Raw genomic sequence first — 26999 nt, forward strand, 5'->3', positions numbered from 1 at the left:
CCAACGACGAGGCACTCCATGTATATCTACCGGCTGGTCCTGCTCCTGGTGGTGGGGATCTACCTGTTCTCCCCGGCCATCATGGACTGGTGGATCGACCCCAACGGCGCCTGGTACCGACCCTACCTGCTCTGGCTGATCCTGATCGTCGTCACCTTCATCCTCCAGAGCCAGCGCGATGCCGACGAGCTTTAACCTGACCCACCTGCTGCTGATCAGCGCCGTCTACCTGCTGGTGCTGTTCGGCATCGCTTGGCTGACCGAGCGTGGCGGCGTGCTCCGCTCGCTGGTGCGCCACCCGCTGGTCTACACCCTGTCGCTGGGCGTGTACGCCAGTGCCTGGGCGTTCTATGGCGCGGTGGATCTGGCCTACCAGTACGGCTACGGCTTCCTGGCCATCTACCTGGGCCTTTCCGGCGCCTTCCTGCTGGCCCCGGTGCTGCTGCACCCGATCCTGCGCCTGACCCGCACCTACCAGCTGGCCTCGCTGGCCGACCTGTTCGCCTTCCGCTTTCGCAGCACCTGGGCCGGCACCCTGACCACAGTGTTCATGCTGATCGCAGTGCTGCCACTGCTCGCCCTACAGATCCAGGCGATCGCCGATACCGTCGGCATCATCACCGGCGAGCCGATCCGCGAACTGGTGGCGCTCGGCTTCTGCGCGCTGCTCACCCTGTTCACCATCCTGTTCGGCGCCCGCCATATCGCCACCCGCGAGCGTCATGAGGGACTGGTGATGGCCATCGCCTTCGAGTCGCTGGTCAAGCTGTGCGCCATGACCGCCATCGGCCTGTACGCGCTGTTCGGCGTGTTCGGCGGACCGAACGACCTCGAGCAGTGGCTGCTGCAGAACCAGACCGCCCTGACCACCCTGCACACGCCGCTGCAGGAAGGCCCCTGGCGCACCCTGCTGCTGGTGTTCTTCGCCTCGGCCATCGTCATGCCGCACATGTTCCACATGGCCTTCACCGAGAACCTCAACCCGCGCGGCCTGGTCACCGCCAGCTGGGCCCTGCCGCTGTTCCTGCTGCTGATGAGCCTGGCGGTGCCGCCGATCCTGTGGAGCGGCCTCAGGCTCGGCGTCGCCACCGAACCGCAATACTTCACCCTCGGCATCGGTCTGGCCGTGGAGAATCCCTGGCTGGTGCTCGCCGCCTATGTCGGCGGCCTGTCCGCCGCCAGCGGCCTGGTCATCGTCGTCACCCTCGCCCTGTCGGGCATGGTGCTCAACCACCTCGTGCTGCCGCTGTACCAGCCGCCGGCCGAGGGCAACATCTACCGCTGGCTGAAGTGGACCCGCCGCGGCCTGATCGTCGCGATCATCGCCGCCAGCTACGGCTTCTACCAGCTGATCGCCTCGGGCCAGAACCTCTCGCACCTGGGTACCGTGTCCTTCGTCGCCACCCTGCAGTTCCTGCCCGGCGCGCTGTCGGTACTGTACTGGCCGACCGCCAACCGCCGCGGCTACATCGCCGGGCTGATCGCCGGCACCAGCGTCTGGCTGCTGACCATGCTGCTGCCGCTGATCGGCGAGGTGCCGGGCTTCTACCTGCCGCTGCTGGACCTGGTCTACGTGCTCGACGACACCAGCTGGCACCTGGCGGCGATCGCCTCGCTGGCCGCCAACGTGCTGGCGTTCACCCTGGTTTCGCTGTTCACCGAACCCAGCAGCGAGGAGCAGAGCGCCGCCGAGGCCTGCGCGGTGGACAACGTGCGCCGTCCGCAGCGCCGCGACCTGGTCGCCACCTCGCCGCAGGAGTTCGCCGCCGAACTGGCCAAGCCGCTCGGCGCACGCACCGCCCAGCGCGAGGTGGAGCAGGCCCTGCGCGATCTGCAGCTGCCCTTCGACGAACAGCGCCCCTACGCCCTGCGCCGCCTGCGCGACCGTCTCGAGGCCAACCTGTCCGGGCTGATGGGGCCGAGCGTGGCCCAGGACATCGTCGAGAACTTCCTGCCCTACAAGTCGGGCAGCGAGAGCTACGTCACCGAGGACATCCACTTCATCGAGAGCCGCCTGGAAGACTACCAGTCGCGCCTCACCGGCCTGGCCGCCGAGCTCGACGCCCTGCGCCGCTACCACCGGCAGACCCTGCAGGAGCTGCCGATGGGCGTCTGCTCGCTGGCCAAGGACCGGGAGATCCTCAAGTGGAACCGGGCCATGGAAGAGCTCACCGGGATCGAGGCGCAGCGCGTGGTCGGCTCGCGTCTGGATACGCTGCCCGAGCCGTGGCGCGAGCTGCTGAGCACCTTCATCGATGCCCCCGACGAGCACCTTCACAAGCAGCGCCTGGCCCTCGACGGCCAGACCCGCTGGCTCAACCTGCACAAGGCGGCCATCGACGAGCCGCTGGCCCCCGGCAACAGCGGCCTGGTGCTGCTGGTCGAGGACCTCACCGAAACCCAGCTGCTCGAGGATCGGCTGATCCACTCCGAGCGCCTGGCCTCGATCGGTCGCCTAGCCGCCGGGGTGGCCCACGAGATCGGCAACCCGGTCACCGGCATCGCCTGCCTGGCGCAGAACCTGCGCGAGGAGCGCGAGGGCGACGCCGAGATCATCGAGACCAGCCAGCAGATCATCGAACAGACCAAGCGCATCACCCGCATCGTCCAGTCGCTGATGAGCTTCGCCCACGCCGGCGGCCGCCAGCAGGCCAGCGAACCGGTGTGCCTGGCCGAAGTGGCCCGCGAGGCGATCAGCCTGCTGTCGCTCAACCGCGACTACGACGTGCAGTACTTCAACCTGTGCGACCCGCAACACTGGATCGAGGGTGACCCGCAGCGCCTGGCCCAGGTGCTGATCAACCTGCTGTCCAACGCCCGCGACGCCTCGCCCCCCGGCGGCGCCATCCGCGTGCGCACCGAGGCCAGCGAGCAGACCATCGAGCTGACTGTCGAGGACGAGGGTTCGGGGATTCCCAAGTCGATCGTCGACCGCCTGTTCGAGCCCTTCTTCACCACCAAAGACCCCGGCAAAGGGACCGGCTTGGGCCTCGCACTGGTCTATTCGATCATCGAGGAGCATTATGGACTGATAACCATCGACAGCCCGGCAGATCCGCAGCGCCAGCTTGGCACGCGCATCCGGATCACCCTGCCGCGCTATGGCGGCCCGACGGCCCCCGAGAACCCGTGAAGCCGATGGATACTGCAAGCGTACCGCTCCGGCGAGGTGCAACCGGGCGGTCAGCCCGCCGCCCCCGCCAGGCGCCCCCGCGAAGCCGTCCGCAGAGACCGGCACAGACAGTTTCCAGCCGCTTCCGAGCACGCCGCGAGAGCTGAACAGACATGGCACATATCCTTATCGTCGAAGACGAAACCATCATCCGCTCGGCATTGCGCCGCCTGCTTGAGCGCAACCAGTACCAGGTCAGCGAGGCCGGCTCGGTGCAGGAGGCCCAGGAGCGCTACAGCATCCCCAGCTTCGATCTGGTGCTCAGCGACCTGCGCCTGCCCGGCGCCCCGGGCACCGAGCTGATCGGCCTGGCTGCCGGTACCCCGGTGCTGATCATGACCAGCTACGCCAGCCTGCGCTCGGCGGTCGACTCGATGAAGCTCGGCGCGATCGACTACATCGCCAAGCCCTTCGACCACGACGAAATGCTCCAGGCCGTCGCGCGCATCCTGCGCGAGCGCCAGCAAGCCCGCAGCGCCGAGCCGGCGACCGCCAGTGCCACGACCGAGCCCGCCGATGGACCGGTCGCGGCGGGCGGCGAGATCGGCATCATCGGCAACTGTGCAGCCATGCAGGATCTCTACGGCAAGATCCGCAAGGTCGCGCCGACCGACTCCACCGTGCTGATCCAAGGCGAGTCCGGCACCGGCAAGGAGCTGGTGGCGCGCGCCCTGCACAACCTGTCGAAACGCGCCAAGGCGCCGCTGATCTCGGTGAACTGCGCGGCGATCCCGGAAACCCTGATCGAGTCGGAGCTGTTCGGCCACGAGAAGGGCGCCTTCACCGGCGCCACCGCCGGGCGTGCCGGCCTGGTCGAGGCTGCCGACGGCGGCACCCTGTTCCTCGACGAGATCGGCGAGCTGCCATTGGAGGCCCAGGCCCGCCTGCTGCGCGTCCTCCAGGAAGGCGAGATCCGCCGGGTCGGCGCGGTGCAGTCACAGAAGGTCGACGTGCGCCTGATCGCCGCGACCCACCGCGACCTGAAGAACCTGGCCAAGAACGGCCAGTTCCGCGAGGACCTCTACTACCGCCTGCACGTCATCTCGCTGCGCCTGCCGGCGCTGCGCGAGCGCGAGGACGACGTGCTGGAGATCGCCCGGGTGTTCCTGGCCCGCCAGTGCGCGCGCATGGGCCGCGAGCCGCTGCAGTTCTCCGCCGAGGCGCTCAAGGCGATCCGCTACTACAACTGGCCGGGCAACGTGCGCGAACTGGAAAACGCCATCGAGCGCGCGGTGATCCTCTGCGAGAGCCCGAGCATCCCGCTCGACCTGCTGGGCATCGATGTCGAGCTGGGAGACCTGCTGGACAACTTCGTCGACGACCTGCATCCCCTGCCCTCCGCCAGCAGCGCCAGCGAACCGGCGGAGAACCTGTCGCTGGAGGACTACTTCCAGCACTTCGTCCTCGAGCACCAGGACCACATGACCGAGACCGAACTGGCCCGCAAGCTCGGCATCAGCCGCAAATGCCTGTGGGAACGCCGTCAGCGCCTGGGCATCCCGCGGCGCAAGTCGGGGGCCTCGGCCGACTCCTGAGAGCCCGCTCACGACCGCGCGAGCTAGCGCCAGGCAAGGCGAAATCGGTTGAGGAAGCGGAGTTTACGAGTGGTAAATGAGCATTCCGAAACCGATCGCAACGCAGCATGACCGACGCGCAGCAGATCGTGAACAGGCTCCGAGGTGTTACCCCGCCTCCGCCACGTAACAGCCACCGGGTTCATCGGTAACGGGAACCCGGTTTTTTTCACCCCGCCGGCAGCCCCTGAAAATCACAAACCATTGATTTAAAAGGAATTTTAAAAGTTGGCACAGCATCTGCTTTAGTAATCGCACAACAAAAACAACAACGCTGAACCAACACAACAAAAACAAGACGTAACGGCTCCAACACAACAAGAACAACAGGGTGGAGGCGCAGCAAACTGATTCTTTTGGAGAGGAATTGCCCGACGGGTTCTCCCTCGACCGGCACGAGAACAATAAAACTGCCCCGAGGCAGCGTCCGCAACCGGTTGACCCCGCGAGGGGAGTGGCAACATCAGCGTCCAAAGTAATCCGTTTGTTCTTGGGTCCCGACTTGGGACTGCCAGCGGACCGCGAGGTCCGGACAGGCCATCAACAAAAACAACAAGCCTGTAGCCATAAAAAGAACAAAGCACGACCGACTTGAAGGGGGAGCCTAGGCTCCCCCTTGTGCTTTGCGCCGCGAAGTGCGCCTTCGCGGGCGCGACCTCCTCCGCGTTTGCCCCTCCCGCGTTCACCATCGCCACCGGCCAGTGCTAGAATTCGCCTCCATTGCGCGGGGCCGATCCTGCCCCCGCCCTATCCGGTAACCAGTAGCCCATGCTGAAAAAGCTGTTCCAGTCCATCCGCTCCCCCCTGCGCCGCGCGCGCGCCGTCCGCACGACGCCGGAAGTTCTCGGCAGCAGCCAGCACCCGCTGCGCCACGAACAGATCAGCCGCAATGCCGTCGGCGTGGTCGATCGCCTGCAGCGAGCCGGCTACCAGGCCTACCTGGTCGGTGGCTGCGTGCGCGACCTGCTGCTGGGGGTCGAGCCCAAGGACTTCGACGTGGCCACCAGCGCCACGCCCGAACAGGTGCGTGCCGAGTTCCGCAACGCCCGGGTGATCGGCCGGCGCTTCAAGCTGGTGCATGTGCACTTCGGCCGCGAGATCATCGAGGTCGCCACCTTCCGTACCAATCACCCGCAGGGCGAGGACGACGAGGACAGCCATCTGGCGGCGCGCAACGAGAGCGGGCGCATCCTGCGCGACAACGTCTATGGCAGCCAGGAAGACGACGCCCAGCGCCGCGACTTCACCATCAACGCGCTGTACTACGATCCGGCCAGCGAGCGCATCCTCGACTACGCCCACGGCATGCACGACATCCGCAACCGCCTGGTGCGTCTGATCGGCGATCCCACCCAGCGCTACCAGGAAGACCCGGTGCGCATGCTGCGCGCGGTGCGCTTTGCCGCCAAACTCGACTTCGACATCGAGAAGCACAGCGCCGCACCGATCCGCCAGCTGGCGCACCTGCTCAACGACATTCCCGCCTCGCGCCTGTTCGACGAGGTCCTCAAGCTGTTTCTCGCCGGCCAGGGCGAGCGCACCTTCGACCTGCTCTGCGAGTACGGCCTGTTCGCGCCGCTGTTCCCGGCCAGTGCCGCCGCGCTCAAGCGCGAGCCGGAGTATGTCGGCAGCCTGATCCGTCAGGCGCTGGCCAATACCGACGAACGCATCCGCCTCGGCAAGCCGGTCACCCCCGCGTTCCTGTTCGCCGCGCTGCTCTGGCCGGCGCTGCCCGCGCGTGCCGCCGCCCTGCAGGCCAGCGGCCTGCCGCCGATTCCGGCGCTGCAGGAAGCCGCCCACGAGGTGATCGGCGAGCAGTGCCGGCGCACCGCTATTCCCAAGCGCTTCTCCCTGCCGCTGCGCGAAATCTGGGACATGCAGGAACGCCTGCCGCGCCGCCAGGGCCGCCGCGCCGACCTGCTGCTGGAAAACCCGCGCTTCCGCGCCGGCTACGACTTCCTGCTGCTGCGCGAAAGCGCCGGCGAAGAAACCGGCGACCTCGGCGACTGGTGGACCCGCTACCAGGAAGTCAGTGACGGCGAGCGACGCAACATGATCCGCGAGCTGAGCAGCGGCCCCGACGGCGCCAAGGCCCCGCGCAAGCGCCGGCGCAATCCGCGCAAGCGCGCGCCGAGCGGCCAGTCGCAGGAGTAACCACGCGATGCCACGCGTCTATATCGGCCTGGGCAGCAACCTGGCCGAGCCGGTTCAGCAGCTGCAGGCGGCCCTCGCCGCCATCGGCCAGCTGCCGCGCTGCCGGCTGGCTGCGGTGTCCTCGCTGTATGCCAGCGACCCGCTCGGCCCGCCCGACCAGCCGCGCTACGTCAACGCCGTGGCGGCACTGGACTGCGAGCTGGCCCCGCTCGAACTGCTCGACGCACTGCAGGCCATCGAGCGCGAACAGGGCCGCGTGCGCAAGACCGAGCGCTGGGGGCCGCGCACCCTCGATCTGGACATCCTGCTGTTCGGCGACCTGCAACTGGACGAGGAGCGCCTCTGCGTGCCGCACTACCATATGCACGCGCGGGCCTTCGTGCTCTACCCGCTGGCGGAGATCGCCGCCGACCTGGTGCTGCCCGACGGCCAGGCGCTGCAGACACTGCTGGCCAACTGCCCGTTCGAGGGCCTCGAGCGCCTGGGCGACGGTGACAAGCCGGCGGTAACGGCCGGGTGAATGGGTAACAGCGCACATTGACTTCACCGCCCCCCATCGGGACTATAGGCACCGTTTGCCCGCGCCCGCTTTCTGTGCGCCAACGAGGATTTCTTGATGGCTGATGTCACCCTCACCACTCTGCGCGGTCTCAAGCAGAACGGCGAGAAGATCGTCATGTTGACCTGCTACGACGCGACCTTCGCCGCCGCCGCCTGCGCGGCCGGCGTCGAGGTGCTGCTGATCGGCGATTCGCTCGGCAATGTCCTGCAGGGCCACGACAGCACCCTGCCGGTCAGCGTGGCCGACATGGCCTACCACACCGCCTGCGTCAAGCGCGGCAACCAGGGCGCGCTGATCCTCGCCGACCTGCCGTTCATGAGCTACGCCACCCTCGAGCAGGCGCTGGACAGCAGCGCCGCACTGATGCGCGCCGGCGCGCACATGGTCAAGCTCGAAGGCGGCGCCTGGCTGGCCGACAGCGTGCGCCGTCTGGCCGAGAACGGCATCCCGGCCTGCGTGCATCTGGGTCTCACCCCGCAGTCGGTCAACGTGTTCGGCGGCTACAAGGTGCAGGGCCGCGACGCGGCCCGCGCCCGCGAGATGCGCGAGGCGGCGCTTGCCCTCGAGCAGGCCGGCGCGGCCATGCTCCTGCTCGAATGCGTGCCCAGTGCCCTGGCCGCCGAGATCAGCCGTTCGGTACGCATTCCGGTGATCGGCATCGGCGCCGGCGTCGACACCGACGGCCAGGTACTGGTGCTGCACGACATGCTCGGCCTCAACCCGCGCCCGGCGAAGTTCGTGCGCAACTTCATGGCCGGCCAGGCCAGCATCCAGGATGCCCTGGCTGCCTACACCCAGGCCGTCAAGACCGCCCAATTCCCCGCTCCAGAACACGGTTTCTCCGCATGATCACCGTCAAGACCGTTCGCGAACTGCGCGCCGCCGTCGCCCGCGCGCGCAGCGAAGGCAAGCGCATCGGCCTGGTGCCGACCATGGGCAACCTGCATGCCGGCCACGCCGCCCTGGTGACCAAGGCCGCCCAGCGCTGCGACTTCGTGGTAGCCAGCATCTTCGTCAACCCGCTGCAGTTCGGCGCCGGCGAAGACCTCGACAGCTACCCGCGCACCCTCGCCGCCGACCAGGAAAGGCTCCTCGAAGCCGGTTGCCAGCTGCTGTTCGCGCCCACCGTCGAGGAAATGTACCCCGACGGCATGGCCGGGCAGACGCTGGTCAGCGTCCCGGGCGTCTCCGCGGGCCTGTGCGGTGGCAGCCGCCCCGGCCATTTCGACGGCGTCGCCACGGTGGTCACCAAGCTGTTCCACATGGTCCAGCCCGACCTGGCGATCTTCGGCGAGAAGGACTTCCAGCAGCTGGCGGTGATCCGCAAGCTGGTGCGCGATCTCAACCTGCCGATCCAGATCATCGGCGAGCCCACCGTGCGCGCCGCCGACGGCCTGGCGCTGTCCTCGCGCAACGGCTACCTCAACGAGGAGCAGCGCGCCATCGCGCCGCAGCTGTACCAGACCCTCAGCGATATCGCTGCCGCCCTGCGGCGCGGCGAGAGCGACCATGCCGCCCTGCTCGACGGCGCCCGCGCCCGGCTGACTGCCGCCGGCTTCGTGCCGGACTACCTGGAAATCCGCAACCCGCTCACCCTGTGCCCGGCCACACCGGCCGACCGCCAGCTGGTGATTCTCGCCGCAGCCCGCCTCGGTGCTCCCCGGCTGATCGACAACCTGTTCGTGGATCTCGACGCCACGGCCTGACGAGGAACCCGCCATGCATAGCATCATGCTCAAAGCCAAGCTGCACCGCGCCGAAGTGACCCATTCCGTACTGGACTACGAAGGCTCCTGTGCCATCGATGGCGAATGGCTGGATCTGGCCGGCATCCGCGAATACGAGCAGATCCAGATCTACAACATCGACAACGGCGAGCGCTTCACCACCTACGCCATCCGCGCCGAGGAAGGCTCGAAGATGATCTCGGTGAACGGCGCCGCCGCGCACAAGGCCGACGTCGGTCATCGGGTGATCGTCTGCGCCTTCGCCCACTACAGCGAGGCCGAGCTGGCCCAGCACAAGCCGCGCATGCTGTATTTCACCCCGGGCAACGCGCTCAGCCACACCAGCCACGCGATCCCCGTCCAGGTCGCCTGACCGCGCGGCACGCAGCACCGACAAGCCCGGACCCGCTCCGGGCTTGTCACTTTCCACGCCCCACGCCCAGACACCGGATCAGTCGATGCCCCACTACCTCAAGCCGCTGGATGCCACCCAACAACCGGCCTGGCAGGCCCTGCGCGCCCAGCGCGGGCAGATGCAGACGTTCAACCTGCGCGAGGCCTTCGCCGCCGACCCGCAACGCTTCCAGCGCTACTCGCTGAACAGCGGCGGGCTGTTTCTCGACTATTCGAAGAACCTGATCGACGCGCGCAGCCACGCGCTGCTGGTCGAGCTGGCCGAGCAGATGAACCTGCGCCAGGCCATCGAGCAGCTGTTCGCCGGCGCCCCGCTGAATGCCTCGGAAAACCGCCCGGCCCTGCATACCGCGCTGCGCCGACCGATCGGCGAGCAGGTAATGGTCAACGGCGTCGACGTGATGCCCGAGGTGCACCGCGTGCTCGGCCAGATGACCGAACTGGTGCAGCGCATCCACAACGGCCTGTGGCGTGGCTTCACCGAGAAGCCGATCACCGACGTGGTCAACATCGGCATCGGCGGCTCGTTCCTCGGCCCGCAGCTGGTCTCCGAAGCGTTGCTGCCGTTCGCCCAGCGCGGCGTACGCTGCCACTACCTGGCCAACATCGACGGCAGCGAGTTCCACGAGCTGACCACCGGGCTGCGCGCGGAAACCACCCTGTTCATCGTCTCCTCGAAGTCCTTCGGCACCCTCGAGACGCTGAAGAACGCCCAGGCCGCGCGCCGCTGGGTGCTCGCCCAGGGCGCCCGCGAGAGCGACCTGCACCGCCACTTCATCGCCGTATCGAGCAATCGCCAGGCCGCCGTGGCGTTCGGCATCGCCGAAGAAAACATCTTCCCGATGTGGGACTGGGTCGGTGGGCGCTACTCGCTGTGGTCGGCCATCGGCCTGCCGATCGCCCTGGCCATCGGCATGGGCAACTTCAAGGAACTGCTGTCCGGCGCCTACCAGATGGACCAGCACTTCCAGAGCGCGCCGTTCGCCGAGAACATGCCGGTGCTGCTGGGCCTGCTGGGCGTCTGGTACAGCGACTTCTGGGATGCCCACAGCCACGCGATCCTGCCCTACGACCACCACCTGCGCAATTTCAACCAGCACCTGCAGCAGCTGGACATGGAATCCAACGGCAAGCGCGTGCGCCAGGACGGCAGTCCGGTCAGCTGCGGCACCGGCCCGGTGATCTGGGGCGGCGTCGGCTGCAACGGCCAGCACGCCTACCACCAGTTGCTGCACCAGGGCACCCGGCTGATTCCCGCCGACTTCATCGTCCCGGTGACCAGCTACAACCCGCTGGCCGACCATCACCAGTGGCTGTACGCCAACTGCCTGTCGCAGAGCCAGGCGCTGATGCGCGGCAAGACCCACGCCGAGGCCGAGGCGGAGTTGCGCGCCCAGGGCCTGAGCGAGGAGGAAGTGCAGCGCCTGGCGCCGCACAAGGCGATCCCCGGCAACCGGCCGAGCAACACCCTGGTCCTCGAGCGCGTCAGCCCGCAGCGCCTCGGCGCACTGATCGCCCTCTACGAACACAAGGTGTTCGTGCAGAGCGTGATCTGGGGCATCAACGCCTTCGACCAGTGGGGCGTGGAACTGGGCAAGGAGCTGGGCAAGAACCTCTACGGACGTCTCACCGGCCTGGAGCAGAGTCCGGCCGAGGATGGCTCGACCCAGGGCCTGATCGAGTTCTTCCGCGCCCGCCATCGCGGCTGATCCCGCGTCTGCGGCCCGCCGCCCCACGGCGGGCCGTCACTTGAAAGCCACCCCATCCGGGTCCACGCTAAAGGGCATCGCGCACGACCACGCAGGATCGCCGCCATGTTCGAGATCCGTGTCCACCCCGTCGCGGCCGCGGCCTACCGCCACGCCGCCGTGCATGCCGACGACTACCAGCGGCTGTACCGGCAATCCATCGAGCAACCCGAGCCGTTCTGGGCCGAGCAGGCGCGCCTGTTCCTCGACTGGTTCAAACCCTGGCGCAGCGTGCACCACGGCGACTTCGCCAAGGGCCAGGCCAGCTGGTTCAGGGGCGGCCAGCTGAATGTCGCCTACAACTGCCTCGACCGCCACCTGGCCCGGCGCGGTGAACAGACCGCGATCATCTGGGAGGGCGACGATCCCGCCGAATCGCGCCACCTCAGCTACCGCGAGCTGCACGAGCAGGTCTGCCGCCTGGCCAATGCGCTCAAGCACCTGGGCGTGAACAAGGGCGACCGGGTGTGCATCTACCTGCCGATGATCCCCGAAGCCGCCTGCGCCATGCTGGCCTGCGCGCGCATCGGCGCCGTGCACTCGGTGGTGTTCGGCGGCTTCGCCGCGGATGCCCTGCGCGACCGCATCCTCGACGCCGACTGTCGCCTGGTGATCACCGCCGATGCCAGCCTGCGCGGCGGCAAGCACATCGCGCTGAAGGCCAACGTCGACCAGGCCCTGCGCGAATGTCCGCAGGTCGCCCACGTGATCGTGGTCGCCCGCAGCCACGACGGCATCGTCTGGGAGGCGGGCCGCGACCACTGGTACCACGAGATCCTCGGTCAGGTGGACGCCGACTGCCCCGCCGAACCGATGGACGCCGAGGATCCGCTGTTCATCCTCTACACCTCGGGCAGCACCGGCAAACCCAAGGGCGTGCTGCACTGCAGCGGCGGCTACCTGCTCGCCGCCGCCATGACCCACAAGTACGTGTTCGACTACCAGGACGGCGAAGTCTTCTGGTGCACCGCCGACATCGGCTGGATCACCGGCCACAGCTACGGCATCTACGGCCCGCTGGCCAACGGGGCGATCACCCTGATGTTCGAGGGAGTGCCCAACTATCCCGACGCCTCGCGCCCCTGGCAGGTGGTCGACAAGCACCAGGTGAACATCTTCTACACCGCGCCGACCGCCCTGCGCGCGCTGATGCGCGAGGGCGACGCGCCGGTGCAGCGCACCTCGCGCGCCAGCCTGCGCCTGCTCGGCTCGGTGGGCGAGCCGATCAATCCGGAAGCCTGGGAGTGGTACTACCACGTGGTCGGCGACAGCCGCTGCCCGATCGTCGACACCTGGTGGCAGACCGAGACCGGGGCGATCATGATCAGCCCGCTGCCCGGCGCCACCCTGCTCAAGCCCGGCTCGGCGACCCTGCCGTTCTTCGGCGTACAGCCGGTGCTGCTCGACGAGCAGGGCCACGAGATCGATGGCCCGGGCGCCGGCCTGCTGGCGATCAAGGCCAGCTGGCCGAGCCAGATCCGCAGCGTGTACGGCGACCACCAACGCATGCTCGACACCTACTTCAAACCCTATCCCGGCTACTACTTCACCGGTGACGGTGCGCGCCGCGACGAGGACGGCTACTACTGGATCACCGGCCGGGTCGACGACGTGCTCAACGTCTCCGGCCACCGCCTGGGCAGCGCCGAGGTGGAGAGCGCCCTGGTGCTGCACGACGCGGTGGCCGAAGCCGCGGTAGTCGGCTATCCCCACGACCTCAAGGGCCAGGGCGTGTATGCCTTCGTCAGCCTGATGGTCGATGCCCAGCCCAGCGAGACGCTCAGACAGGAGCTGTGCGAACTGGTGGCCCGGGAAATCGGCAGCTTCGCCCGCCCCGACCTGATCCAGTGGGCGCCCGGGCTGCCGAAGACCCGCTCGGGCAAGATCATGCGGCGCATCCTGCGCAAGATCGCCTGCAACGAACTGGACAACCTCGGCGACCTCTCGACCCTGGCCGACCCTGCGGTGGTCGAGCAATTGATCACCGCCCGCCTGAACCACTGAACCGTGACCACGGAAAAACCCGCAGGCCGGCGTGCGGACCGCTGATAGAATAAGCGCCCAACACTCAGAGGAGACGCGCATGTCCGCCTTGAACCAGGCGCTGCGCGCCGCCCTCTCCGCCCGCCAGGCCCTGATCGCCGAACTGCACAGCCAGGGCACCGACTGTTACCGGCTGTTCCACGGCAGCCAGGAAGGCGCGCCGGGCCTGACCGTCGACCGCTACGGCGCGCAACTGCTGGTGCAGAGCTTCCACCATCCGCTCGAGCGCGACGCCCTGCTGGAGCTGTTCGCCACCTGCCAGGAGTTCCTCGGCGAGGCCCTGCTGCCGGTCTACAACGACCGCTCGCAGGCCAACTCGCGGATCGACCGCACGGATCCGCTGTACCGCGCCGAGCCCGAGGCCCTGGCCGACCTGATCGGCCACGAGTGGGGCCTCAACTACCGGGTGCGCGCCCGCCATGCTGGCCAGGATCCGCTGCTGTTCCTCGACCTGCGCAACGCCCGTGGTTGGGTCAAGCGCCACAGTGCCGGCAAGTCGGTGCTCAACCTGTTCGCCTATACCTGCGGCGTCGGCCTGTGCGCCGCGGCCGGCGCTGCCCGCGCGGTGACCAACCTCGACTTCGCCGAAGGCAATCTGGCGGTTGGCCGCGAGAATGCCGCTCTCAATCCCGAGCTGCCGGCCATGCGCTTCATCACCTCCGACTACTTCCCGGCCATCCGCCAGCTCGCCGGTCTGCCGGTGGCCCGCCGCCACGGCCAGCGCCTGCCGGACTACCCGCGCCTGGCCGCCGAGCAGTTCGACCTGGTGTTCCTCGATCCGCCGGCCTGGGCGCGCAGCGCCTTCGGCACCGTCGACCTGCTGCGCGACTACCAGAGCCTGCTCAAGCCGGCCCTGCTGGCCACCGCCGAGGGCGGCACGCTGGTGTGTTGCAACAACCTGGCCAGGGTCGAGCTGGACGAATGGCGCGACCAGGTACTGCGCTGCGCCAGCAAGAGCGGCCGGCCGGTGCGCGAAGTCGAAGTGCTGCCCCCGGCCGCCGACTTCCCCTCCACCGATGGCCACCACCCGCTGAAGACCCTGATCCTGCACCTCTGAAGCGCGGGCGGGTGCGCTGGCGCCCCGGCAGATCGGGGCGACAGCGCCAAACTGCCGGGGCTGCACCCTTCACGGCCCTGCAGGCATGCCATACTCCAAGGCACTCCACGTCTTGATCGAAGCGTCTTGCCATGCCCAAAGGATTGAAGCGCGGCCTTGCCGCTGTGGTGCTAGTTCCCCTCCTGTATGCCCTGCTCGGCTTTTTCCTGCTGCCTTGGCTGGGGCTCAAGCTGGCCAACCAGAAGCTGACCGAATACGCCACGGTGCCGGCCAGCCTCGAGCGCATCGAGCTCAATCCGTTCAGCCTCGAACTGACCCTGCACAACCTGCGCATCGGCGAACCCGGCGCCGAGCAGCTGGCCTTTGCCCGCCTGTACGCCAACCTGCAGGTCGACAGCCTGTGGCAGGGGGCGCTGCACCTGCTGGAACTGCAGCTGGAGCAACCCCATGTCGAGCTGCTGTTCGCCGCGGACCGGCCGTTCAACCTGCTGCAGCTGTTCAAGCTGCCGGCGCCGCGCGACGAGCCGGCACCGCCAGCCGGCGCCCCCTTGCCGCTGTATGTCGACCGCCTCACGCTGAGCGGCGGCAGTCTGCATCTGCTCGACGAGCGCCCGCAGCCGCCGGTCGAACTCCATTACGACGCCCTCGACCTCGAACTGCAGCACTTCGGCACCCGCGCCCAGGACAACGGCGAGTTCGCCCTCAAGGCCAGCGGTTCGAGCGGGGCACGCCTCGACCTGCAGGGCCGCCTGGGCCTGCAACCGCTGCGCGCCGAGGGCCAGTTGAACATCAGCGAGATCGGCCTGACGACCTGGTGGCCCTACCTGCGCCGACTTGTGCCGCTGCAGCTGCAACAGGGGGTGGCCAGCCTGGCCAGCGACTACCGCCTGGAGTTGACCGAGGGCCTGCGCCTGCAGCTGGGCAACAGCCAGCTGCAGCTGGACAGCCTGCAACTGCATGAGGCGGGCGGCAGGCCGCTGCTCGGCCTGGACCAGCTGCACGTCGCCGCCGAGCGCCTGGAGTTCACCCCTGGTCCGCAGCTGCAACTGGACGGCGGCCGGCTGCAGCTGACCGCCTTGACGCTGCACGGACTCACGGAGCAACCACAGCTCACCCTGGCCAGCCTGGCGATCGCCGACACCGCGCTGGACCTGGCCGGGCGCCGGGTGGTCATCGGCCAACTGCGCAGCCAGGGCCTGGAAACCTGGGCAGCCCGCGAGGCCGACGGCCGCCTCGACTGGCAGGCGCTGCTCGAGCGCCAGCTGGCCGCGCTCCAGGAACATCGCGCAACCGGCGTCCCGTCCCCGGCGCCCACGACGGAACCGGCAACAGCCGGGCGCAGCGCAGAGGAGGCCGAGCCCCAGGCCGATACAGCAACCGCCGCCGCTCCCGCGGAGCCATCCGTCCAGGCCGCCGCACCGGCCAGTAGCGGCCCCTGGCAGGTGGCGCTCAATGACGTGCAACTGCGCGGCTGGCGCGCCCATCTCGAGGATCGCGTCGCGCAGCCGCCGGTGCCGCTGGAGATCGGCCCGCTGGATCTCGACCTGCAGGGCTTCGCCAGCAGCGGCGAACAGCCCTTCAACCTCCGGCTGGCCAGCGGCATCGGGGCGCAGGGCCACCTCGAGGCCAGCGGCGCGGTGCGCCTCAAGCCGCTGGGCAGCCAGCTCAAGGTGCTCGCCCGCGACCTCGACCTGCGCCCGGCCCAGGCCTATATCAGCCCGTTCGTCCACCTGGAACTGCGCAGCGGCATGCTCGGCGGCGATCTGGTCGTCGACCTGCAGAACATCGCCCCGCTAGCCTTCACGGTCAGCGGCCACGCCGAGGTCAGCCAGCTGCATACCCTCGACACCCTCAAGGGTCGCGACTTCGTGCGCTGGCAGAAAATCGATCTCGACGATCTCGACTACCGCCATGGCGAGCAGCTGCAGATCGGCAAGGTCCGCCTGCAGCAGCCCTACGCACGCTTCATCATCAACGAGGACCTCAGCACCAACGTCAAGGAGCTGCTGGTTGTGCAGCCGCCCAAGGCACCGCCGGCGACGCCGGGCAAGCCACTGCATGTGCGGGTCGGCGGGGTGGAGATCAGCGACGGCTCGGCCAACTTCGCCGACTTCTCGCTGACCCCCGATTTCGCCACCGCCATCCAGCAGCTCAACGGTCGCATCGGCACGCTCGACAACCAGTCCGGCAAGCCCGCCACGGTGGATATCCGCGGCAAGGTCGACCGCTACGCGCCGGTGACCATCAAGGGCCACCTGACACCCTTCTCGCCACTGGAGCAGCTCGACATCGCCACCCGCTTCCAACGGGTGGAGCTGACCACCCTGACGCCCTACGCCGGCAAGTTCGCCGGTTACAAGATCCGCAAGGGCCGCCTCAACCTCGACCTGCACTACCGCATCGAGAAGGGCCGGCTGGACGCCGACAACAAGGTGCTGCTCGAAGACCTGCAGCTGGGCGAGCGGGTCGACAGCCCCAGCGCCACCGACCTGCCGGTTCGCCTGGCGGTGGCGCTGCTCAAGGACAGTCACGGCAACATCGACATCGCCCTGCCGGTACAGGGCGATCTGAACAACCCCGAGTTCAGCGTGGTGCCGATCGTCTGGCAGACCCTGCGCAACCTGGTGCTGCGCGCGGTGCAGGCGCCGTTCAAGCTGATCGCCGGACTGGTCGACGGCGGCGAGGAGTCCCTCGACAGCGTGATCTTCGCCGCCGGCTCCAGCGCACTGGACGAGCCGGCCCGCGACAACCTCGGCAAGCTGGCCAAGGCCCTGCAGCAGCGCCCCGCCCTGCGCCTGGAAGTGGAGGGGATGAGCCAGCAGGCCACCGACGGCCCGCTGCTGGCCAGGCAGCGCCTGGATCGCGAGTACCGCGAGGTCTGGTACCGCATGCTGCAGCGGCGCGGCGACAAGGTGCCGGCCGACGCCAGCCAGCTCGAGGTTCCGGACGACATGCAGGCGATCCTGCTCGAAGGCATCTACCGCGCCCGCCTCAAGCAGCAGCCGCCCGCCGAATGGCGCGAGCTGAAGAAGCCCGAACGGGCCGCACAGCTGGAGCAGGCGGTGCTCGAGTCCTGGGCACAGAGCCAGGCGCTGCTGCGCCAACTGGCCCAGGATCGCGCGCGGGCGATCAAGGCCTGGCTGGTCGAGCAGGGTCAACTGGCCGACGAGCGCATCTATCTGCTGGAAGTCGGCAGCGCCGCGGCCGGCGCCGGAGAGCAGCGGATCGCCGTGCCCCTGCACCTGGACAGCGAGTAAACTGACCACCACGAGGGTCCAATCAATACCTCTGCCGGCGCCCCCCGCACCGGCCTCTTCCCCGTCGCGAGGGTTCAGTCGTGAAAGCTTTCCTCTGCCTGCTGCTGGTGGCCCTGAGTGCCCCGCTCAGCGCCTCCACCCTGCGCTGCGACCGCGACCTGGTCAGCACCGGCGACCACGCCAGCGAGGTGCTGGACAAGTGCGGCGAGCCGAACAGCCGCGACACCATCGGCTATCGGCGGCGCGGCGACGACTGGGGCAACTACGAGGAAGTGCGCATCGAGGAATGGGTCTACGGCCCGCGCAGCGGCATGTACTACTTCCTGCGCTTCGAAGGCAACCGCCTGACCACGATCGACAGTCAGCGCCGGCGGTAGCGCAGCCGCCGAGCCAAATCGCGAACAACAAAAAAGGCCCCGAAGGGCCTTTCCTGTCACGCGATCAAATCGATCAGACGCCGGAGGCTTCAGCCGCCGCCACGTCCTTGATCGACAGCTTGATGCGGCCGCGGTTGTCCACGTCCAGCACCAGCACCTTGACCTCTTCGCCTTCCTTGAGCACGTCGGTGACCTTCTCGATGCGCTTGTCGCTGAGCTGCGAGATGTGCACCAGACCGTCCTTGCCCGGCAGGATGTTGACGAAGGCGCCGAAGTCGACGATGCGCTCGACCTTGCCGACGTAGATCTTGCCGATCTCGGCTTCGGCGGTGATGCCCAGCACGCGCTGACGGGCAGCCTCGGCGGCTTCCTTGGTCTCGCCGTAGATCTTCACGCTGCCGTCGTCCTCGATGTCGATCGAGGCCTTGGTCTCTTCGCAGATGCCGCGGATGGTGGCGCCGCCCTTGCCGATGACGTCGCGGATCTTGTCCGAGTCGATCTTCATCTGGATCATGGTCGGCGCGTTTTCCGACAGCTCGGCACGCGGCTTGGCGATGATCTGGTTCATCTGGCCGAGGATGTTCAGACGCGCTTCCAGAGCCTGGTTCAGCGCGATCTCCATGATCTCTTCGGTGATGCCCTGGATCTTGATGTCCATCTGCAGGGCGGTGACGCCCTTGTCGGTACCGGCTACCTTGAAGTCCATGTCACCGAGGTGGTCTTCGTCACCGAGGATGTCGGTCAGTACGGCGAACTTGTCGCCTTCCTTGACCAGACCCATGGCGATGCCGGCCACCGGCGCCTTGACCGGCACACCGGCGTCCATCAGCGCCAGGGAAGCGCCGCACACGGAAGCCATCGAGCTGGAGCCGTTGGATTCGGTGATTTCCGACACCACGCGGATGGTGTAGGGGAACTCGGCCTGGGTCGGCAGCATGGCGGCGACGCCACGACGGGCCAGACGGCCGTGGCCGATTTCGCGACGGCCCGGGCTGCCCATGCGGCCGCACTCGCCGACCGAGAACGGCGGGAAGTTGTAGTGCAGCATGAAGGCGTCCTTGCGCTCGCCTTCCAGGGTGTCCAGCAGCTGCGCGTCGCGGGCGGTGCCGAGGGTGGCCACGACCAGGGCCTGGGTCTCGCCGCGGGTGAACAGCGCCGAGCCGTGGGTCTTGCCCAGCACGCCGACTTCGATGTCCAGCGCACGCACGGTGCGGGTGTCGCGGCCGTCGATGCGCGGCTTGCCGTTGACGATGTTCTCGCGCACGGTGCGGTATTCGATCAGGCCGAAGACTTCCTTGACCTCGCCGGCCGGGAACTGGCCTTCGCCTTCGCCGGCGAACTTGGCCATCACCTGCTCGCGCAGGGCGCCGAGGGCCGCGTAGCGGTCCTGCTTGACGATGATGGTGTAGGCGTTGGAGATCGCCTCGCCGAACTCGGCCTTGACCGCTTCGATCAGCGCGGTATTGGCCTGCGGAGCCTGCCAGTCCCAGCGCGGCTTGCCGGCTTCGGCAGCGAATTCCTTGATGGCGCGGATGGCGTTCTGGAATTCCTCGTGGGCGAACAGCACGGCGCCCAGCATCTGGTCTTCGGTCAGCTCTTCGGCCTGCGATTCGACCATCAGCACGGCTTCTTCGGTACCGGCCACCACCATGTCCAGACGCGAGCTCTGCAGCTGCTCGTAGCTCGGGTTGAGGATGTAGCCCAGCTCGTCATGGTAGCCGACGCGGGCGGCGCCGATCGGGCCGTCGAACGGAATGCCGGACACGGCCAGGGCAGCCGAGGTGCCGATCATCGCGGCGATGTCCGGATCGGACTTCTTGTTGGTCGACACGACGGTGCAGACGACCTGCACTTCGTTCATGAAGCCTTCGGGGAACAGCGGGCGGATCGGGCGGTCGATCAGGCGCGAGGTCAGGGTTTCCTTCTCGCTCGGACGGCCTTCACGCTTGAAGAAGCCGCCCGGGATGCGGCCGGCGGCGTAGGTCTTTTCCTGGTAGTGCACGGACAGCGGGAAGAAGCCCTTGCCCGGATCGGCCTGCTTGGCGCCGACCACGGTGACCAGCACGCTGACGTCGTCGGTGCTGACCAGCACGGCGCCGCTGGCCTGACGGGCGATGCGGCCGGTCTCGAGGGTGAAGGTGGTCTGACCGAACTGGAACTGCTTGATAACCGGATTCACGGTGTTTTCCTTCTCTGTGTTGCCTTTGGGGAAATCGGTGGAGTGGCGGGAGTCGGACCCGGATCACCCCTTCGGAAAGTCAAAAGCTGGAAGCCCGAAGCTGCAAGTGGGCATCGCCCTTACTTTCAACTTCGAACTCCCAGCTCCCAGCTTCCAGCTCAGCTACGTCTTAGCGACGCAGGCCCAGACGCGCGATCAGCGCGCTGTAACGAGTTGCATCCTTGCCCTTCAGGTAATCCAGCAGCTTGCGGCGCTGGTTGACCATGCGGATCAGACCACGACGGCTGTGGTGGTCCTTGGCGTTGGCCTTGAAGTGACCCTGCAGCTTGTTGATGTTGGCGGTCAGCAGGGCAACCTGCACTTCCGGAGAACCGGTATCGCCTTCAGCTTGCTGGTACTCGCTAACGATCTGGGCTTTATCTTGAACGCTCAGTGCCATGGTGGGCTTTCCTCTGAGGTAACAGGCCGGGGAATATCCCCGTTTTCATGATGGAGGTATGACCGTGCCTGCTGACAGCCACCCTCGTTCGGTCCTCAGGACCGAATCAGTCGACGCGGCGCAATGCGCCCGTCGTCGGTCACTTCACCGATACCGATGAAGCGCCCTTCGTGATCCTGCACCCGCAGCATGCCGAATTTCGGCGCTTCGGGGGCTCGCACCGGCTGCCCGTGCAGCCAGTAGTACGCGCTGTGCTCCGACAGCTGCAGCAGCGGCCAGTGCTCCAGGCCGCTGTCCACCGGCAGCAGGAAGCGGTCGAGGGCCTCGGCCCCGCCTTCTTCGTGCGCCTGCAGCAGCGTGTCCAGGCTGACCGCCTGGGCCAGGCTGAACGGCCCGGCCTGGGTACGGCGCAGTTCGGCGACATGCGCCCCGCAGCCCAGCGCCTGGCCGAGATCCTCGACCAGGGTCCGAATGTAGGTGCCCTTGCTGCAGGTTACCGACAGGTCGGCAAACGGCGGCTCGAAACGGGTCAGCTCAAGACGTTCAATAGTAACAGAACGCGCCTCGCGCTCCACCACCTCGCCGGCACGCGCCAGCTTGTACAGCGGCTGGCCGTCGCGCTTGAGCGCCGAGTACATCGGCGGCACCTGCTGGATCGGACCACGGAAACGCGGCAGCAGGGCTTCCAGCTGCTCCCGACCGACGGTCACCTCGCGACGCTCGAGTACCTCGCCCTCGGCGTCGCCGGTGGTGGTGGTGACGCCCAGATGCATGACCGTGGCGTAGCCCTTCTCGGCATCCAGCAGGTACTGGGAGAACTTGGTCGCCTCGCCGAAGCACAGCGGCAGTACGCCGGTCGCCAGCGGGTCGAGACTACCGGTATGCCCGGCCTTCTCGGCATTGAGCAGCCAGCGCACCTTCTGCAGTGCGGCGTTGGAACTGAAGCCGTGCGGCTTGTCGAGGATCAGGATGCCGCTGACCGCGCGGCGGATTCGTTTCACCTGGGCCACGCCTTACTCCTTGCCTGCGTCCGGATCGTCGTGCTGGTGACGATCCTCGGCCACCGCACGCTCGATCAGCGCCGACAGATGGGCGCCGCGGCGCACGCTCTCGTCGTAGAGGAAATGCAGTTGCGGCACGGTACGCAGCTTGAGCGACTTGCCGAGCAGCATGCGCAGGTAGCCGGCGGCATCCTTGAGAATGCTCTGGTTGAGGGCGATCTTCTGCTCGTCGTCGTCCTGGCCCATGATGGTGAAGAACACCTTGGCATGGGACAGATCGCGGCTGACTTCGGTGCCGGTCAGGGTCACCAGACCCAGGCGCGGATCCTTGATCTCGCGCTGGATCAGCTGAGCCAGTTCGCGCTGCATCTGGTCACCGATACGCTGGGTACGGCTGTATTCTTTGGCCATGACAGTTATCCGTGGAAAAAAAGCCTGAAGCTGAAAAACGCAAGCCGGAAGCCTCCTGATGGAGCCTCCGGCTTGTGTTTGCAGCACTCGCTGATGCTTAGAGGCTGCGAGCCACCTGGACCTTCTCGAACACTTCGATCTTGTCGCCGACGCGCACGTCGTTGTAGCTCTTCACCGCAATACCGCATTCCATGCCGGCACGTACTTCGGCGACGTCGTCCTTGAAGCGGCGCAGGGATTCCAGCTCGCCCTCGAAGACCACCACGTCGTCGCGCAGCACGCGGATCGGACGGTTGCGGTGGACGTTGCCTTCCACCACCATGCAGCCGGCAACAGCGCCGAACTTCGGCGAGCGGAACACGTCACGCACTTCGGCGATGCCGAGGATGTTCTCGCGCACGTCGCTGCCGAGCATACCGGTGAGCGCCTTCTTGACGTCCTCGATGATGTCGTAGATGACGTTGTAGTAGCGCAGGTCCAGACCTTCCTGCTCGACGATCTTGCGCGCACCGGCGTCGGCACGCACGTTGAAGCCGAAGATCACCGCATTGGAGGCCAGCGCCAGGTTGGCGTCGCTTTCGGTGATGCCACCGACACCGCCGCCGACCACACGCACCTGCACTTCCTCGTTGCCCAGACCGGCCAGCGAGCCCTGCAGCGCCTCCAGCGAGCCGCGCACGTCGGACTTGAGGACGATGTTGAGGGTCTTCTTCTCTTCCTGACCCATGGTCTCGAAGATGTTTTCCAGCTTGCCGGCGTGGGCACGGGCCAGCTTGACCTCACGGAACTTGCCTTGACGGAACAGGGCGACTTCGCGCGCCTTCTTCTCGTCGGAGAGCACGGTCAGATCGTCACCCGCATCCGGAGTGCCGTCCAGGCCGAGGATCTCGACCGGAATCGACGGGCCGGCTTCCTTGATCGGCTGGCCGTTCTCGTCAAGCATGGCGCGCACGCGGCCATAGTTGACGCCGGCGAGGACGATGTCGCCCTGGCGCAGGGTACCGTTCTGTACCAGCACGGTAGCCACCGGACCGCGACCCTTGTCGAGGCGCGATTCGATCACCACACCACGACCCGGAGCACTCGGCGTGGCGGTCAGCTCGAGAACCTCGGCCTGCAGCAGCACGGCCTCCAGCAGTTCGTCGATGCCGGTGCCGACCTTGGCCGAAACCGGGATGAACTGGGTGGTACCGCCCCACTCTTCCGGGATCACTTCACGCGCGGCCAGATCATGCTTGATCCGGTCGAGATCGGCGCCCGGCTTGTCGATCTTGTTGACCGCCACGACGATCGGCACACCCGCCGCCTTGGCGTGCTGGATGGCTTCCTCGGTCTGCGGCATCACGCCGTCGTCGGCCGCCACCACCAGGATGACGATGTCGGTCGCCTTGGCACCACGGGCACGCATCGCGGTGAACGCGGCGTGACCGGGAGTGTCGAGGAAGGTGACCATGCCGCGGTCGGTTTCCACGTGGTAGGCACCGATGTGCTGGGTGATGCCACCCGCTTCACCGGTCGCCACCTTGGTGCGACGAATGTAGTCGAGCAGCGAGGTCTTGCCATGGTCGACGTGACCCATGACGGTGACCACCGGCGCGCGCGACTCGGCCTCGCCCTCGAACTTGAGGGATTCGGCCAGTTGCTCTTCCAGGGCGTTCTCGCTGACCAGCGTGACCTTGTGGCCCAGCTCTTCGGCCACCAGCTGCGCGGTTTCCTGGTCGAGCACCTGGTTGATGGTCACCGGGGTGCCCATCTTGAACATGAACTTGACCACCTCGGCGCCTTTCACCGACATCTGCGCGGCCAGTTCGGCCACGGTGATGGTCTCGCCGATGTTCACTTCGCGAATGATCGGGCCGCTCGGGCTCTGGAAGCCGTGCTGGTTGCGCTTCTTCAGCTTGCTCTTGCCGCCACGGCCGCCACGCCGGAAGCGATCGCTCTCTTCCTCGGTGCTGCGCGGAGCAACACGCGGCGTCGGCGCCTTTTCCTTCAGCGACGGACGCGGCTGGGCCTGCTTGCGCTCGCGGCGCTCGTCATCCTCGTTGCGCTTGGGCGCCGCGCGACGGGCTTCGTCACGGGCACGCTCGGCGGCACCCGGCTGGGCCGCTTCCACCGCGACCGGAGCGGCCACGGCAGCGGCCACCTGGGCGGCACTGGCCTGGCGGCCGGCAGCCACGGCACGAATCCGCGCGTCTTCGGCATCGGCGCTACGGCGCGGCGCTGCCACCTCGGGGCGGACCTCGGGCTTGGCTTCGGGCGCCGGACGCGCCGCCGCTTCGGCCGCGCGCTTCTCGTCCTGCTCGCGCTTCTGCTCGGCGGCGACTTCGGCCGGCTCCTGCTTGACGAAGGTCTTCTTCTTGCGCACTTCGACGCTGATGGTCTTGCTGCCAGCCACCCGCAGGGTGCTGGTGGTCTTGCGCTTCAGGGTGATCTTGCTGGGTTCTTCCAGCTTCTCACCGTGGCTGCTCTTCAAATGCGCCAATAGTTTCTGCTTCTCTTCATCGGTCACTACTTGCTCGGCGCGGTTGTGCGGCAGACCTGCCTCACGCATTTGCTGCAGCAGGCGCTCTACCGGTGTATCGACCACCAGGGCCAGTTCTTTCACCGTGACTTGCGTCATGCACTTCTCTCCTCAGGCCGCGACCACTTACTCGAACCAATGGGCTCGGGCGGCCATGATCAGCTTGCCGGCACGTTCTTCAGTCATGCCGTCGATCTCGAGCAGGTCGTCAATCGACTGCTCGGCCAGGTCTTCGCGGGTCGGCACGCCACGCAGGGCCAGCTCGATAGCCAGCTCCTTGGTCATGCCGTCCAGTTCCAGCAGATCGTCTGCCGGATGGATGTCCGCGAGCTTCTCTTCAGTGGCGATCGCCTTGGTCAGGAGACGGTCCTTGGCCCGGGCACGCAGCTCATTGACGATCTCTTCATCAAAGCCCTCGATGCTGAGCATCTCCTCCATGGGCACGTAGGCAATCTCTTCCAGGGTGGTGAAGCCTTCTTCCACCAACACCTCGGCCAGCTCCTCGTCCACTCCCAGGTCGTCGATGAACCGCTGCAGGATGTCGCCGGTTTCGGCTTGCTGCTTGGCCTGGATATCGGCCTCGGTCATCACGTTGAGGGTCCAGCCGGTCAGCTGGCTGGCCAGACGCACGTTCTGTCCGCTGCGGCCGATGGCCTGGGCCAGGTTGTCGGCGGCCACGGCGATGTCCATGGTGTGGGTGTCTTCATCGACGATGATCGCCGCCACTTCGGCAGGGGACATCGCGTTGATGACGAACTGCGCCGGGTTGTCGTCCCACAGCACGATGTCGACGCGTTCGCCACCCAGTTCGCCGGAAACCGCCTGCACGCGCGAACCGCGCATGCCGATGCAGGCACCCTGCGGATCGATGCGCTTGTCCTTGGAGCGCACCGCGATCTTGGCGCGTGAACCCGGGTCGCGGGCCGCGGCCATGATCTCGATCAGCCCCTCGGCGATCTCCGGCACCTCGATGCGGAACAGCTCGATGATCATTTCCGGCGCGGTGCGCGAGAGGATCAGCTGCGGACCGCGGTTCTCGCTGCGGATTTCCTTGAGCAGGGCGCGCATGCGCGCGCCGACGCGGAAGGACTCGCGGGGAATGATGTGCTCGCGGGCCAGCAGGGCCTCGGCGTTGTTGCCCAGATCGACGATCACGCTGTCGCGGGTGGCCTTCTTCACCGTGCCGGAGATGATCTCGCCGACGCGCTCGCGGTAGGCATCGACCACCTGGGCGCGCTCGGCCTCGCGAACCTTCTGCACGATCACCTGCTTGGCGGTCTGCGCGGCGATGCGACCGAACTCGATGGAGTCGATCTTCTCCTCGACCACGTCACCCAGCTTGGCGCCCGCCTGCTTCTCCTGCGCGTCGGCGAGGGTCAGCTCGGCCGCCGGATTCTCCAGGTCGTCTTCGTCGACCACGGTCCAGCAGCGGAAGGTTTCATAATTGCCAGTCTGACGATTGATCGACACACGCAGTTCGACCTCGTCCTCGAAACGTTTTTTGGTGGCAGTGGCCAGAGCCAACTCCAGCGCTTCGAAAATCACGCTGGCCGGTACGCCCTTTTCATTGGACACCGACTCTACTACCAGCAGTACTTCTTTGCTCATCGTACGCCTCGCCTTTCGCAATCCATTGGGACCCGCTGGATCCGCGCCTCAGTCAAAACGGGGAATGATGTTGGCCTTGTCGATCGAATCGATCGGCAGCAGGTATTCATGCTCGTCCACCTGAACGACCACATCCTGCTCTTCCACGCCACGCAGCAAGCCCTGGAAATTGCGTCGTCCCTCGTAGGGAGAGCGCAGCCGGATCTTCACCTGTTCACCGACGTGGGCAGCGAACTGCTCGAGAGTGAACAGCGGGCGATCCATCCCCGGAGAAGAAACCTCCAGGGTGTATTCGCCGCTGATCGGATCCTCGACATCCAGCACGCCACTGATCTGCCGACTGACCTTTTCGCAGTCGTCGATCAGGACACCGTCGGGATTATCGATATAGACCCGCAGCAGGGAATGCCGGCCTTGAGAAATGAATTCGACGCCCCAGCACTGGTACCCGAGAGCCTCGACCACCGGGGCCAGCAAGGCCTGCAACTGTTCTAGCTTGCTCGACACCTGGTCGCCTCCGCATGCTGTACAAACAAAAAATGGGCGAAACGCCCATCCCGTAGGTAACCACTCTTAGCCATAAAGAATGGTACAAATCTTCCAACTAGCAAAAAGCCCCTAAAAAGGGGCTTTTTGTAAAACTGGTTGCGGGGGCAGGATTTGAACCTACGACCTTCGGGTTATGAGCCCGACGAGCTACCAGACTGCTCCACCCCGCGTCTGAGTTGAAAAACTATACAGACTTGTCACCGAAC

20 protein-coding genes and 1 tRNA gene are annotated in these 26999 nt (G+C 66.9%); 13 read left to right on the forward strand and 8 right to left on the reverse strand.

Annotated features, from left to right (window positions below):
• The first annotated feature begins 18 nt into the window (after positions 1-18).
• The 13 genes from BM297_RS06100 to BM297_RS06160 all read left to right on the forward strand — a co-directional run bounded on the left by BM297_RS06100 (position 19) and on the right by BM297_RS06160 (position 18085).
• Positions 19-195, forward strand: coding sequence for a hypothetical protein (locus tag BM297_RS06100; RefSeq protein WP_003095129.1), 177 nt, complete (start codon positions 19-21; stop codon positions 193-195).
• Positions 179-3133 carry a sensor histidine kinase gene (locus BM297_RS06105; RefSeq protein WP_092429344.1) on the forward strand — a complete coding sequence of 985 codons (2955 nt, stop codon included), beginning with the start codon at positions 179-181 and terminating at the stop codon, positions 3131-3133. The genes BM297_RS06100 and BM297_RS06105 overlap by 17 nt, the downstream gene beginning before the upstream one ends.
• 152 nt (positions 3134-3285) lie before the next feature.
• The gene (locus BM297_RS06110; RefSeq protein ID WP_092429346.1) at positions 3286-4707 is read left to right on the forward strand and encodes a sigma-54-dependent transcriptional regulator; all 1422 of its coding nucleotides are present in this window, start codon (positions 3286-3288) and stop codon (positions 4705-4707) included.
• Between the two features lie 807 nt (positions 4708-5514).
• Entirely contained in the window at positions 5515-6900 is a 1386-nt protein-coding gene (locus tag BM297_RS06115; RefSeq protein ID WP_092429348.1) for a polynucleotide adenylyltransferase PcnB, read from the forward strand.
• A 7-nt stretch (positions 6901-6907) separates the two neighbouring features.
• Positions 6908-7420, forward strand: a complete 513-nt coding sequence (folK, locus tag BM297_RS06120; protein WP_092429350.1) for a 2-amino-4-hydroxy-6-hydroxymethyldihydropteridine diphosphokinase — start codon at positions 6908-6910, stop codon at positions 7418-7420.
• Between the two features lie 96 nt (positions 7421-7516).
• Entirely contained in the window at positions 7517-8311 is a 795-nt protein-coding gene (panB, locus tag BM297_RS06125) for a 3-methyl-2-oxobutanoate hydroxymethyltransferase (protein ID WP_092429352.1), read from the forward strand.
• Positions 8308-9168, forward strand: a complete 861-nt coding sequence (gene panC / locus BM297_RS06130; protein WP_092429354.1) for a pantoate--beta-alanine ligase — start codon at positions 8308-8310, stop codon at positions 9166-9168. The genes panB and panC overlap by 4 nt, the downstream gene beginning before the upstream one ends.
• 13 nt (positions 9169-9181) lie before the next feature.
• A complete protein-coding gene (panD, locus tag BM297_RS06135) occupies positions 9182-9562 on the forward strand; it encodes an aspartate 1-decarboxylase (protein ID WP_092429356.1) in 381 nt (126 codons plus the stop codon).
• A gap of 85 nt (positions 9563-9647) precedes the next feature.
• Positions 9648-11312 carry a glucose-6-phosphate isomerase gene (gene pgi / locus BM297_RS06140; RefSeq protein WP_092429358.1) on the forward strand — a complete coding sequence of 555 codons (1665 nt, stop codon included), beginning with the start codon at positions 9648-9650 and terminating at the stop codon, positions 11310-11312.
• Between the two features lie 105 nt (positions 11313-11417).
• The gene (gene acs / locus BM297_RS06145) at positions 11418-13355 is read left to right on the forward strand and encodes an acetate--CoA ligase (RefSeq protein ID WP_092429360.1); all 1938 of its coding nucleotides are present in this window, start codon (positions 11418-11420) and stop codon (positions 13353-13355) included.
• A gap of 79 nt (positions 13356-13434) precedes the next feature.
• Complete coding sequence (locus BM297_RS06150; RefSeq protein ID WP_092429362.1) at positions 13435-14451, forward strand: class I SAM-dependent rRNA methyltransferase; 1017 nt, start codon at positions 13435-13437, stop codon at positions 14449-14451.
• A gap of 131 nt (positions 14452-14582) precedes the next feature.
• Positions 14583-17708 carry a DUF748 domain-containing protein gene (locus tag BM297_RS06155; protein WP_092429364.1) on the forward strand — a complete coding sequence of 1042 codons (3126 nt, stop codon included), beginning with the start codon at positions 14583-14585 and terminating at the stop codon, positions 17706-17708.
• An 80-nt stretch (positions 17709-17788) separates the two neighbouring features.
• Positions 17789-18085 carry a DUF2845 domain-containing protein gene (locus tag BM297_RS06160; protein ID WP_092429366.1) on the forward strand — a complete coding sequence of 99 codons (297 nt, stop codon included), beginning with the start codon at positions 17789-17791 and terminating at the stop codon, positions 18083-18085.
• 73 nt (positions 18086-18158) lie between these two features.
• Here the strand turns inward: BM297_RS06160 and pnp are convergent, their stop codons facing one another.
• The 8 genes from pnp to BM297_RS06200 form a co-directional block, all read right to left on the reverse strand.
• On the reverse strand, positions 18159-20264 hold the full coding sequence (pnp, locus tag BM297_RS06165; RefSeq protein ID WP_092429368.1) for a polyribonucleotide nucleotidyltransferase: 2106 nt from the start codon (positions 20262-20264) through the stop codon (positions 18159-18161).
• 169 nt (positions 20265-20433) lie between these two features.
• Positions 20434-20703 (reverse strand): 30S ribosomal protein S15, encoded by a 270-nt coding sequence (gene rpsO / locus BM297_RS06170; RefSeq protein WP_090308420.1) that lies wholly within the window; start codon positions 20701-20703, stop codon positions 20434-20436.
• 95 nt (positions 20704-20798) lie between these two features.
• Complete coding sequence (gene truB, locus BM297_RS06175; protein WP_092429370.1) at positions 20799-21713, reverse strand: tRNA pseudouridine(55) synthase TruB; 915 nt, start codon at positions 21711-21713, stop codon at positions 20799-20801.
• Between the two features lie 3 nt (positions 21714-21716).
• Entirely contained in the window at positions 21717-22115 is a 399-nt protein-coding gene (gene rbfA / locus BM297_RS06180; protein ID WP_092429372.1) for a 30S ribosome-binding factor RbfA, read from the reverse strand.
• A gap of 97 nt (positions 22116-22212) precedes the next feature.
• Positions 22213-24735 (reverse strand): translation initiation factor IF-2, encoded by a 2523-nt coding sequence (infB, locus tag BM297_RS06185; protein ID WP_092429374.1) that lies wholly within the window; start codon positions 24733-24735, stop codon positions 22213-22215.
• Between the two features lie 27 nt (positions 24736-24762).
• Positions 24763-26244: a transcription termination factor NusA gene (nusA, locus tag BM297_RS06190; RefSeq protein ID WP_092429376.1), complete on the reverse strand. Its 1482-nt coding sequence runs from the start codon at positions 26242-26244 to the stop codon at positions 24763-24765.
• Positions 26245-26292: 48 nt separating this feature from the next.
• Positions 26293-26751 carry a ribosome maturation factor RimP gene (rimP, locus tag BM297_RS06195; RefSeq protein ID WP_092429378.1) on the reverse strand — a complete coding sequence of 153 codons (459 nt, stop codon included), beginning with the start codon at positions 26749-26751 and terminating at the stop codon, positions 26293-26295.
• A 135-nt stretch (positions 26752-26886) separates the two neighbouring features.
• A tRNA-Met gene (locus BM297_RS06200) sits at positions 26887-26963 on the reverse strand.
• Positions 26964-26999 lie beyond the last annotated feature (36 nt).

This window comes from Geopseudomonas sagittaria, from assembly GCF_900115715.1.
Classification (GTDB): Bacteria; Pseudomonadota; Gammaproteobacteria; order Pseudomonadales; family Pseudomonadaceae; genus Geopseudomonas; species Geopseudomonas sagittaria.

Bases quoted from the DNA above. Each gene is read 5' to 3' on its own strand.
- BM297_RS06100 (WP_003095129.1), top strand. From the start codon at position 19: ATGTATATCTACCGGCTGGTCCTGCTCCTGGTGGTGGGGATCTACCTG.
- BM297_RS06105 (WP_092429344.1), top strand. From the start codon at position 179: ATGCCGACGAGCTTTAACCTGACCCACCTGCTGCTGATCAGCGCCGTC.
- BM297_RS06110 (WP_092429346.1), top strand. From the start codon at position 3,286: ATGGCACATATCCTTATCGTCGAAGACGAAACCATCATCCGCTCGGCA.
- BM297_RS06115 (WP_092429348.1), top strand. From the start codon at position 5,515: ATGCTGAAAAAGCTGTTCCAGTCCATCCGCTCCCCCCTGCGCCGCGCG.
- folK (WP_092429350.1), top strand. From the start codon at position 6,908: ATGCCACGCGTCTATATCGGCCTGGGCAGCAACCTGGCCGAGCCGGTT.
- panB (WP_092429352.1), top strand. From the start codon at position 7,517: ATGGCTGATGTCACCCTCACCACTCTGCGCGGTCTCAAGCAGAACGGC.
- panC (WP_092429354.1), top strand. From the start codon at position 8,308: ATGATCACCGTCAAGACCGTTCGCGAACTGCGCGCCGCCGTCGCCCGC.
- panD (WP_092429356.1), top strand. From the start codon at position 9,182: ATGCATAGCATCATGCTCAAAGCCAAGCTGCACCGCGCCGAAGTGACC.
- pgi (WP_092429358.1), top strand. From the start codon at position 9,648: ATGCCCCACTACCTCAAGCCGCTGGATGCCACCCAACAACCGGCCTGG.
- acs (WP_092429360.1), top strand. From the start codon at position 11,418: ATGTTCGAGATCCGTGTCCACCCCGTCGCGGCCGCGGCCTACCGCCAC.
- BM297_RS06150 (WP_092429362.1), top strand. From the start codon at position 13,435: ATGTCCGCCTTGAACCAGGCGCTGCGCGCCGCCCTCTCCGCCCGCCAG.
- BM297_RS06155 (WP_092429364.1), top strand. From the start codon at position 14,583: ATGCCCAAAGGATTGAAGCGCGGCCTTGCCGCTGTGGTGCTAGTTCCC.
- rpsO (WP_090308420.1), bottom strand. From the start codon at position 20,703: ATGGCACTGAGCGTTCAAGATAAAGCCCAGATCGTTAGCGAGTACCAG.
- rbfA (WP_092429372.1), bottom strand. From the start codon at position 22,115: ATGGCCAAAGAATACAGCCGTACCCAGCGTATCGGTGACCAGATGCAG.
- infB (WP_092429374.1), bottom strand. From the start codon at position 24,735: ATGACGCAAGTCACGGTGAAAGAACTGGCCCTGGTGGTCGATACACCG.
- nusA (WP_092429376.1), bottom strand. From the start codon at position 26,244: ATGAGCAAAGAAGTACTGCTGGTAGTAGAGTCGGTGTCCAATGAAAAG.